The following is a 9973-nucleotide window of genomic DNA, read 5'->3' on the forward strand; positions in this document are numbered from 1 at the left end:
CATCCTCGCGGTGGAGGGCAATCCGCCGCTGAACGAGGACGGCATGTTCTGCATCATCGGCGGCAAGCCTTTCGTTGAGCAGTTGCGTTACGCCGCCAAGGATTGCCTCGCGGTGATCGCCTGGGGCTCCTGCGCCTCCTGGGGCTGCGTCCAGGCCGCCAAGCCGAATCCCACACAGGCCACTCCGGTGCACAAGGTGATCACCGACAAACCGGTGATCAAGGTGCCGGGCTGTCCGCCCATCGCCGAGGTCATGACCGCCGTCGTCACCTACATGCTGACCTTCGACAAACTCCCGGACCTGGACGCCCAGGGACGTCCCAAGATGTTCTACGGTCAGCGCATCCACGACAAATGCTATCGGCGCCCGCACTTCGACGCCGGACAGTTCGTCGAGACCTGGGACGACGAGGCCGCGCGCAAGGGTTACTGTCTCTACAAAATGGGCTGCAAGGGACCGACCACGTATAACGCCTGCTCCACGGTGCGCTGGAACGGCGGCGTGTCGTTCCCGATCCAGTCGGGCCACGGCTGCATCGGCTGTTCCGAGGACGGGTTCTGGGACAAAGGGCCTTTCTACCACCGCGTGACCGGTTTGAACGCCTTCGGCATCGAGTCGAATGCCGACACCGTGGGGTTGATCGCGGCCGGTGCGGTCGGTACGGCGATCGCGGGCCACGCCGCCGTCTCCGTCGGCAAGCACGTGAAAGGCAAAGAATCCGAAAACGATAAGAACGAGCGAGAACACGTATGACGGTCACTCAAACGCCGAACGGCTTCAAGCTGGACGACAGCGGCAAGCGCATCGTCGTCGATCCGGTCACCCGTATCGAAGGCCATATGCGCTGCGAGGTCAACCTGGACGAAAACAACGTGATCCGCAACGCGGTGTCCAGCGGCACCATGTGGCGCGGCCTGGAAGTAATCCTGAAGGGCAGGGACCCGCGCGACGCCTGGGCCTTCACCGAGCGGATCTGCGGCGTCTGCACCGGCACCCATGCACTGACGTCGGTGCGCGCGGTCGAGGATGCCCTTGGAATCAGCATTCCGGAGAACGCCAACTCGATCCGCAACATCATGCAGCTAACCCTGCAGGTTCACGACCATCTGGTGCATTTCTACCATTTGCACGCGCTGGACTGGGTGGACGTGGTCAGCGCGCTGAAAGCCGACCCGAAGGCAACTTCGGAACTCGCGCAGAGCATTTCGCCGTGGGCGAAGTCCTCGCCGGGGTATTTCCACGATATCGCCACGCGGCTGAAGAAGTTCGTCGAGAGCGGCCAGCTCGGACCGTTCGCGAACGGCTATTGGGGCAATCCGGCCTACAAACTGCCGCCGGAAGCCAATTTGATGGCCGTTGCGCATTACCTCGAAGCGCTCGATTTCCAGAAGGAAATCGTCAAGATTCACACCGTTTACGGCGGCAAGAACCCGCATCCGAACTGGCTGGTGGGCGGCGTGCCGTGCGCGATCAACGTGGACGACATCGGGGCGGTCGGCGGGATCAACATGGAACGTTTGAACCTGGTCTCGTCCATCATCGACCAGACCATCGAGTTCATCGAGCAGGTTTACCTACCCGATTTGCAGGCCATCGCGTCCTTCTACAAGGATTGGCTCTACGGCGGCGGCCTGTCGTCGACCAATGTGCTAGCCTACGGCGATATCCCGGAAAAGGCCAACGACCCATCCGCCGACAATCTGCGCTTGCCGCGCGGAGCCATCATCAACGGCAATCTGAAGGAGATTCACGAGGTCGATCTGAGAGATCCGGCCCAGATCCAGGAGTTCGTGACGCATTCCTGGTATCGCTATCCGGACGACGAAATCGGTCTGCATCCCTTCGACGGCGTGACTGAACCGAACTTCGTGCTCGGTCGCAACACCAAGGGCACCCGCACCAACATCGAAAACCTGGACGAGAGTGCCAAATACTCGTGGATCAAGGCGCCTCGCTGGCGCGGCCACGCCATGGAGGTCGGCCCGTTGGCCCGCTATATCGTCGGCTACGCAAAGGGAATGCCGGAAATCAAGGAACCGGTCGACAAGTTGCTGCGCGACCTCGGTCTGCCGCTGGACGCGTTGTTCTCGACCCTGGGCCGTACCGCCGCGCGAGGACTGGAAGCTCAGCATTGCGCAAGGCTGATGCGGCATTTCCAGGACAAGTTGATGAGGAACATCAAGGCCGGTGACCTGAGCACCGCCAACGTTGCCAAATGGGAGCCGAAAACCTGGCCCGCCGAGGCACGGGGCGTCGGCACCACCGAGGCGCCGCGCGGGGCCTTGGGACATTGGGTGAAAGTCAAGGACGGGAAGATCGAAAATTATCAGTGCATCGTGCCGACCACCTGGAACGGTTCCCCGCGCGATCCGGCCGGCAATGTCGGCGCATTCGAAGCCGCGTTGATGAACACACAGGTCGAAAAGGCGGAAGAACCCCTGGAAATCCTGCGTACCCTGCACAGTTTCGATCCCTGTCTGGCCTGTTCGACCCATGTCATGGACCGGGACGGGCAGGAATTGACGCGAATCCGTGTTCGCTAGCGTACGAGGTATCCCATGCGTTTCAAACAACAAAGCTTTCTATTGCTGATATTGTCCATCTGTGCCGGCCAGTCCGTCGCGCATACCGGTTTTCACCCGGTGGAAGGATTCGCGAGCGGTTTCGTTCATCCCTTGCTCGGCGCCGATCATCTTGTGGCGATGGTGTGCGTGGGCGTGTGGGCCGCGCTGGTGACCACCGAGCCGGGGCGGTTGTGGCGATTGCCCGCGGCGTTCATGGCGGCCATGGTTCTGGGCGGTGCGCTGGGAGCATTCGGGGTGGTGATCGCCGGGGCGGAGCCTGTCATTGCCGCATCGGTCCTGGCGCTGGGGCTGTTGCTTTTGGGTAAGGTTCGGCTTTCCGGAGTGCTCGCGGGTTTTATCGTCGGCCTTTTCGCCTTGGCCCATGGCTATGCCCACGGCTTCGAAATGGCTCAAGGCGCCGCATTCTCGACTTATGCAGCCGGATTCGTGATCGCCACGGGCTTGCTGCATCTCCTCGGCATCGTGATGGGCCGTTGCCTGCTCCAGGTGCCGGGCATGTATCGCGTCGCCGGCGGGGCCGCCAGCGCGTTCGGAGTCGCTCTGCTCGTTCAGGCCTGGTGAGGGGGCTACCATGTCCGCTATCGATTCAGTGCAGAACCCGGTTTATGTCTACGAACGGCCGGTGCGCCTGTGGCACTGGGTAAACGCGCTGGCCCTGGTGGTGCTCGCCGTTACCGGTTACTTGATCGCTTCGCCCTTGGTCGCTCCGGATGGCGAAGCCAGCGAGCACTATCTGATGGGCTATGTGCGCTTCGTGCATTTCGCGGCCGGTTACGTACTGGCGGTCGGTTTCATCGGCCGCGTCTACTGGGCGCTGGTCGGCAACCAGTATGCGCGCGAGCTGTTCGTGCCGGCGATACACCGCGCCGAATGGTGGGACGGCCTCTGGCACGAAATCAAATGGTATCTGTTCCTGGTGCCGGAACCGCGCAAGCACGCGGGCCACAATCCTCTCGCCAACATGGCCATGTTCGTGTTCTACGTGCTTGGCGCGCTGTTCATGATCGTGACCGGTTTCGCGCTGTACGGCGAAGGCTTGGGGCAGGGGAGCTGGGCCAGCCGCTGGTTCGGCTGGGTGATTCCGCTGTTCGGCCAGAGCCAGGACGTTCATACCTGGCATCATGTGGGCATGTGGTATCTGGTCGTGTTCGCCTTGATCCACGTCTATGTCGTCATCCGCGAACAACGGCTGTCGCGGCAATCCATGACCGGCACGATGATCGACGGCTGGCGCAATTTCCGGGATGATAGGCCATGAACCGGATTCTGATTCTCGGCATCGGCAATGTACTGTGGGCCGACGAGGGATTCGGGGTGCGTGTCGTGCAGGCGCTGCAACGAAACTACGACTTTCCCGAATCGGTGCGGCTGATGGACGGCGGCACCCAGGGATTGGCCTTGCTGCCCTACGTGCAGGAAGCCGATACGCTGATCATCGCCGATGCCGTGGATTTCAAATGCGATCCGGGGACGCTGGTGGAATTGCGCGATGCAGAGGTGCCGGCTTATTTGGGAGCAAAGAAGATGAGCCTGCATCAGGTCTCCTTTCAGGAGGTGCTGGCCTTGGGCGAACTGCTCGGCCATACGCCGCGGCATTTGTACCTCGTCGGCGTTCAGCCTTGCGTGTTGGAGGATTACGGCGGCAGTCTCAGCGAGCCGGTCAAGGCCATGCTGGAACCGGCGATGGCCCGCATCCTCCAGTATCTGGCCGAACTCGACATCGTTGTCGAGAAGCGGACGCAGGCGGGGCCGGATTCCGATCCCTTAGGCATGGCGGCCTACGAGGCTCGGCGTCCATCGGCAGGGGAGGCCTGTCGAGTCGGAGATGAACGCTTTCTGGCACTGCGGAGCGACTGAGATGTGTATAGGCGTTCCGATGCAAGTCGTTCGAGCGGAACCGTTTCAGGCGTGGTGCAAGGGTGCCGACGGCGAGGCGATGGTCGACATGCGTCTGGTTGGATCGCAGCCGGAGGGTACCTGGGTATTGACGTTTCTTGGCGCGGCCAGAGAGGTTCTCGAACCCGAGCGCGCCGCGCAAATTCAAGCTGCGCTGGCGGGACTCCGCGACGCCATGGCCGGCCATTATGTCCCGGCCGCGGCCTTCGCCGACCTGGTGGACCGGGAGCCTCAGCTACCCGACTTCTTGCGGGAGCCGACATGACCCTGGCGGAAATGTTCGATCGGCTTTCGGGCAGCCCGGCCATTAACTTGGTGGATAGAGAGGGCCTGGCCGAGTTCGCCGCGGCGCATCCGCAATGCCTGGTCGGTTTTTTCAACGACCCCAAAGCCCATCCGGAGAACGCCGATCTCGCCGTGGTTCTTCCGGAACTGCTGCGCGCGTTTCCGTCGCTGCGAGCGGCGGTCTTGAAACCCGAGGCCGTCGTATCCGTGGCCCGGGACTACGGCGTTGCGGTCTATCCCGCGCTGGTATTCTTGAACGACGGCCAGACATCCAAGATCATGGCACGCATACAAGCCTGGACCGATTATCACAGTCAGATCCAGCAATGGCTGGACGGGGAGGGTTAATGACCATGCTCGAACAGCACAGCCCGGTGGCCACCGAGAACGCCGCGCCGGTCACGCCTTTTGACGATCCCGAATGCGGCTATCTCGCGATGCCGCAAGGCATGCACAGCTTTTCGATGCCGCTGCCGGGGGAGATTCCCGCCAGCCAGGCCGGCATCGCCGTCGTGCGCCGATTGGCCGAGTGCTTGTCCGCCGAGTTGAACGGTATCGATTCGGACCGCATCCATCTCGATTCGTACGACGAAGAAACCCGCCGTTTTCTCGACCAGGTGTTGGGCGACGGGGAGGTCAGCGCCTTGATCGATGCTGACGATGTGCGCTGGGCGATACGCGAGTCGGTGTTCATCGGGGTTTGGCGGCTGCGCGAATTCCGCGCCGGAGGAACCGTTCGGGACTATCTCGAAGTCGGCTCGGTTCCGTCGGTGTTGCGGCATGCCGGAACGTACACGGCCGGCGTCGAACGGCCGCGGTCTTTCCCGGACGGCCTCATGAACGCGCCTTCGCTATTGACGGAGCTGTTCGCCAAATCGGTCGCCTTCCAGGAAGGACAAAGCGAGGTCATAAATCTGTCGCTGCTGCCGATGACCGAAAACGACCTGGCTTATCTGGTCGAAGTGCTGGGACTGGCCGGCGTGTCCATATTGTCCAAGGGTTACGGCGACTGCCGCATCCGTCTGACGGGCTTGCCCAATGTGTGGTGGGTCCAGTATTTCAATGCCAGCGACCAAATGATCCTGAATACCGTGGAAATCACCCCGATTCCGCAAGCGGCGCAGGCTACCCAGGAGGATTTCGAGGATTCGCTGCAGTGGATCGAGGAACTGCTCGCGATGCTGAAGGAAAGCTGATCGTGGCCGATGCAACGCGCTTCGAATGCCGCGTCTGCTGGCACGTCTACGATCCGGAGGAGGGCGATGTGCAGGCGCAGATTCCGCCCGGCACCGCCTTTTCCGACCTGCCGGAAAACTGGTGCTGTCCCCGTTGCGACGGGGCGAAATCGGGCTTTCTGCCGTGCTCGGAGGTTTAGCGGATTTTACCGTGCGGCGCCGGGATTCTCGTAGGTCGGCAATCCTTTGCCGACGAATACCCGCTTGCCGACCTGCTGCGTCGGGAAAGGATTCCCGACCTACGACTGTTCGGGAGATCAGCGCTGATACGGTCGTTTTTATTGATAGCCGAACCGTCGCGCGGTCGTGATTCACCGTTGCTCTAGGGTGGCCGTTGAGCACTAACATCGGCACCGCGGAACTGCTGATTCGCTGCGGCATTTCCTCCGAAACGATCGTGTCCGTGAGCATCACGCCGAGGCCGCTCCTTCCGGTCGAGCGCCTGGCGCTGGGCAAACCGCCGGAAGCGGTGCCCACGCTCTTCGGGCGGCTGTTTTCCCTCTGCCCGAAGGCGCACGCCAAGGCCGCGGCTAGGGCGCTGGAAGATGCGCTGGATATTTCCGTATCGCCGAATCTGGAGCGGCTTAGGGACTTGCAGACCACGGTGGAGCGGGTTCGCGAACTGAGTCTGAATCTGCTGTTGGCGTCCGACGGACGAATTTCCCCTTGGCCGCCCCGTTTGATCACCCTGTGTCGGCGTTTGATCGCGGCACTCGGAGGCGATGCCGTGCACTGGCCGGCAGCGCCTTTCGAACCGAATGCCGCTGAATTACGTGTCGGGGCGACCGAGCTCGAGGCTCTAGTGAGTCATTTGCTGGGCGGTCTGTGGCATACGCCGCAGCCAGACCTGGAAGCGGTCCGGCATTGGCTGGAGCACGATACATGCGCGGCAGTGGCGTGGATGCGACCCGCATTACAGCCCGGCTGGCCCGATTTCGGCCGCTGTTCCGTGAAAGGGCTTCCGATGTTCACCGACGCGATGCTGGAAGCAGCGTTGGGGCCGGGAGTGGCGCGCGTGAATTCCGACTCCCCCGAATGGACCGGCGAGCCGCGCGAGACCGGCTGCCTGGTCCGCCAAAGTTCCGATCGGCTGGTACGGGAAGCCTCCTCGGTTTACGGGAACGGCTTGTTCACCCGCATGCTCGCGAGGATCGTCGAACTGAAATGCCTGGCGAGGACGCTGATCCGGGATATCGAACATCTCGGTCCGATCGGCTCCGACCCGTCGCCGCTACCCAGACACGGCACCGGCGTGGCGCAGACGGAAGCGGCACGCGGCCGGCTGATGCACCGCGTCGAGGTAGCCGGCGGTCTCGTCCGCGGCTATCGCATCCTGGCGCCCACCGAGTGGAATTTTCATCCGCGCGGCCTGGTGTATCGGGCGCTACTGGGCACGACGGTCGGCGATGCGGATTCGGCCGGGGCTCGGATCGATGCTTTTCTGCATGTCGTCGATCCTTGCGTCGATTATCGATTGATTCTGGAACGGGCCGAGCACCCCACGCCGCCCGCGGAGGGATGACCGTATCCGCACGAAGGAAACCTTGAACCTGAGCGTGTCGATCGCGCCTTTCGACGTTGTTCGGGCTCGGTCCTTCAGCCGGTCGAGACCAGCGTTCGGCCTGCTCGCCCCGAACAACTCGGATCAACGGCCGTTCGTCCCATGTCGGCTGAAGGACTCGAGAGGGAATGGAGCGACTGATGTGGCATTGCGGGCATTTCGGAGATTCAATTGCGGTTTTTGGGTTGAACGGTACGGATCTTGCCATTACAGTTTCGGCCAGCCATGTCAGGGTGCTGTCGCGGGCGTTGCGTAACCTCGGCGACGGTTTCGGGATTACAGCGGGGCGCTCTCGTCCACGCCGCTAAGCAACATGACCCGCAATTCTTCGGCGTCCTTCCGCCGCTCTCGCGGCATCTCAGCAATAAGGAGTATTTGCAATCATGGAAGCACAAAAACACGCGATCGGAAATGGCCGGTCCTGGTCCGGAAAGCCGTCCCTCCAGGCGTTAACCGTTCTAGCCGCGATGGGGCTCGCTTCAAACGCTCACGCGGCAGTTCGCTACTCGATTACCGATCTCGGCACCCTTGACGTTGTCACCGGCATCAACAATGTCGGACAAGTCGTGGGCTACTCCTATACGCCCAGCGGCAGCGCCCGCGCTTTCGTAATGGTAGATGGCGTGATGACCGATCTCGGCACGCTCGGCGGGGATAATAGCTATGCCTTTGGCATCAACGATGCCGGACAGGTGGTGGGAAGGTCCAGTACTGCCAGCGGCGAGGACCATGCTTTCGTAATGGTAGATGGCGTGATGACCGATCTCGGTACGCTCGGCGGGCGCGACAGCCGCGCCAACGCCATCAACGATGCCGGACAAGTGGTGGGATGGTCCAGTACTGCCAGCGGCGGGATACGTCCTTTCGTCGCGGAGAACGGCGTGATGACCGATCTCGGTACGCTCGGCGGGCGCACCGGCGGCGCCGCCGCCATCAACGAGGCCGGACAGGTGGTGGGAGCTTCCTATACTGCCGGCAGCGTGTTCGAACATGCTTTCGTCACGGTGGATGGCGTGATGACTGATCTCGGCACGCTCGGCGGGTCCGACAGTTGGGCCTTGGGTATCAACAATGCCGGACAAGTGGTGGGAGAGTCCTATACTACGCGCAGCGGCGACTACCATGCTTTCGTCACGGTGAACGGGGTGATGACCGATCTCGGCACGCTCGGCGGGGACGACAGCCGTGCCCTGGACATCAACGACGCCGGACAGGTGGTGGGAGACTCCAGGACTGCCAGCGGCAAGTGGCATGCTTTCGTTACGATAGACGGCGTCATGACCGATCTCAACGCGCTGCTCGATCCGGCGGACGCCGCTGTTTGGACGCTTACCTCTGCAATCGCGATCAACGATGCCGGCCAAATCGCGGCCCAGGCCGAGATCAACGGCCAACACCGCGCCGTGCTGCTCACCCGAGCGCCTCGCCGCTTTTAAGGAAACCTTATGCGACTCCGGGTTAATGAAAGGAGGCGATTGTGGCGACGTGTAAGTGTTCGGCGGCCCGCGTTCGATCCAATCGCAAACGTCACTTTAGTCGCGACCTTCATGCGTCCGCCACGCCTACGTACGCCGCTTCGCTCAGCACTCCGGCAGGGCTCCCGCAAATGACTTGACGCCGTGTCGGTTACGCTTCCCGTGCGCCTTCCCGGTGCCAATCCCCGCCGCGATATTGATGGGCAGCGCCCAGCTGGGTTGGGTCGGTCTGAGCCGGGGGAAGGATTCGGATTTGGCCCGCAGCTGATTGATGCGTTATTCCATTCGGCATTCGAGTGAACATTAATCGTAGGGTGGGTTAGCGCAGCGTAACCCACCGATTCGAGGTCGCTCGGTGGGTTACGGCCTCGCGGCCTAACCCACCCTACAAAAATTAATGCCTTATTGAAAGCGATTTGGAATTAATCCGTCGTCAACGCACCGCCTAGGGAAGGGCGGCGTCAATCTGGACATATGTCCCCTGCTCGATAAGACGGGCGAACTCCGGAAAAAAAGACGAGCAACCTCTGTCTCAAGCGATGGCCGCTGTCAAAGCGGCCGTGTGCGAGTAGAATTCTTTCCCCATGGGTCGAGGTTTTTCAGGGCTTCGTTTTTTGCTTCATCAGGTTATTGTTTTCTATTCGCTATGCATGAACTCTCCCTCTGCCAAGGCATCGTCGATATCCTGGAGACCGAAGCGGGCAAGCAGCACTTTGCGCGGGTGCGCAAGGTCAGATTGTTGGTCGGTCCTCTCGCGGGGGTCGATCGTGCAGCCTTGGGCTTCGGCTTCGAAGCGGTGAGCCTGGATACGATCGCCGAAGGAGCGGAACTGGAATTCATCGATACGCCGGGCCTGGCCTGGTGTTTTGCTTGCGATCGTACGGTGGAAATCGCGCAATATTACGACCCGTGTCCCGCATGCGGCGGGCATCGCC

12 protein-coding genes are annotated in these 9973 nt (G+C 61.8%); all 12 read left to right on the forward strand.

Annotation, left to right across the window (positions count from 1 at the left end; translation table 11 throughout):
* A partial coding sequence (locus tag ABJK70_RS14350; RefSeq protein ID WP_347258307.1) for a hydrogenase small subunit occupies positions 1-754 on the forward strand: 754 nt, incomplete at its 5' end.
* Complete coding sequence (locus ABJK70_RS14355; RefSeq protein ID WP_347258308.1) at positions 751-2544, forward strand: nickel-dependent hydrogenase large subunit; 1794 nt, start codon at positions 751-753, stop codon at positions 2542-2544. The genes ABJK70_RS14350 and ABJK70_RS14355, both read left to right, overlap by 4 nt.
* A 15-nt stretch (positions 2545-2559) precedes the next feature.
* On the forward strand, positions 2560-3147 hold the full coding sequence (locus tag ABJK70_RS14360; RefSeq protein ID WP_347258309.1) for a HupE/UreJ family protein: 588 nt from the start codon (positions 2560-2562) through the stop codon (positions 3145-3147).
* A gap of 10 nt (positions 3148-3157) precedes the next feature.
* On the forward strand, positions 3158-3844 hold the full coding sequence (gene cybH, locus ABJK70_RS14365; RefSeq protein WP_077732680.1) for a Ni/Fe-hydrogenase, b-type cytochrome subunit: 687 nt from the start codon (positions 3158-3160) through the stop codon (positions 3842-3844).
* Positions 3841-4443, forward strand: coding sequence for a HyaD/HybD family hydrogenase maturation endopeptidase (locus ABJK70_RS14370; RefSeq protein WP_077732679.1), 603 nt, complete (start codon positions 3841-3843; stop codon positions 4441-4443). Before cybH ends, ABJK70_RS14370 begins: the two co-directional genes overlap by 4 nt.
* Position 4444: 1 nt before the next feature.
* The gene (hypC, locus tag ABJK70_RS14375; protein ID WP_347258310.1) at positions 4445-4747 is read left to right on the forward strand and encodes a HypC/HybG/HupF family hydrogenase formation chaperone; all 303 of its coding nucleotides are present in this window, start codon (positions 4445-4447) and stop codon (positions 4745-4747) included.
* On the forward strand, positions 4744-5115 hold the full coding sequence (locus ABJK70_RS14380; RefSeq protein WP_077732677.1) for a hypothetical protein: 372 nt from the start codon (positions 4744-4746) through the stop codon (positions 5113-5115). Before hypC ends, ABJK70_RS14380 begins: the two co-directional genes overlap by 4 nt.
* The gene (locus ABJK70_RS14385; protein ID WP_347258311.1) at positions 5115-5963 is read left to right on the forward strand and encodes a hydrogenase expression/formation protein; all 849 of its coding nucleotides are present in this window, start codon (positions 5115-5117) and stop codon (positions 5961-5963) included. The genes ABJK70_RS14380 and ABJK70_RS14385 overlap by 1 nt, the downstream gene beginning before the upstream one ends.
* A 2-nt stretch (positions 5964-5965) precedes the next feature.
* Positions 5966-6142, forward strand: coding sequence for a rubredoxin (locus tag ABJK70_RS14390; protein WP_240502670.1), 177 nt, complete (start codon positions 5966-5968; stop codon positions 6140-6142).
* Positions 6143-6336: 194 nt separating this feature from the next.
* Positions 6337-7524 (forward strand): nickel-dependent hydrogenase large subunit, encoded by a 1188-nt coding sequence (locus ABJK70_RS14395; protein WP_347258312.1) that lies wholly within the window; start codon positions 6337-6339, stop codon positions 7522-7524.
* Between the two features lie 422 nt (positions 7525-7946).
* Entirely contained in the window at positions 7947-8999 is a 1053-nt protein-coding gene (locus tag ABJK70_RS14400; protein ID WP_210023971.1) for a hypothetical protein, read from the forward strand.
* 685 nt (positions 9000-9684) lie between these two features.
* A partial coding sequence (locus tag ABJK70_RS14405) for a hydrogenase maturation nickel metallochaperone HypA (protein ID WP_347258313.1) occupies positions 9685-9973 on the forward strand: 289 nt, incomplete at its 3' end.

It is taken from the genome of Methylocaldum sp., from assembly GCF_039794385.1.
Taxonomy (GTDB): Bacteria; Pseudomonadota; Gammaproteobacteria; order Methylococcales; family Methylococcaceae; genus Methylocaldum.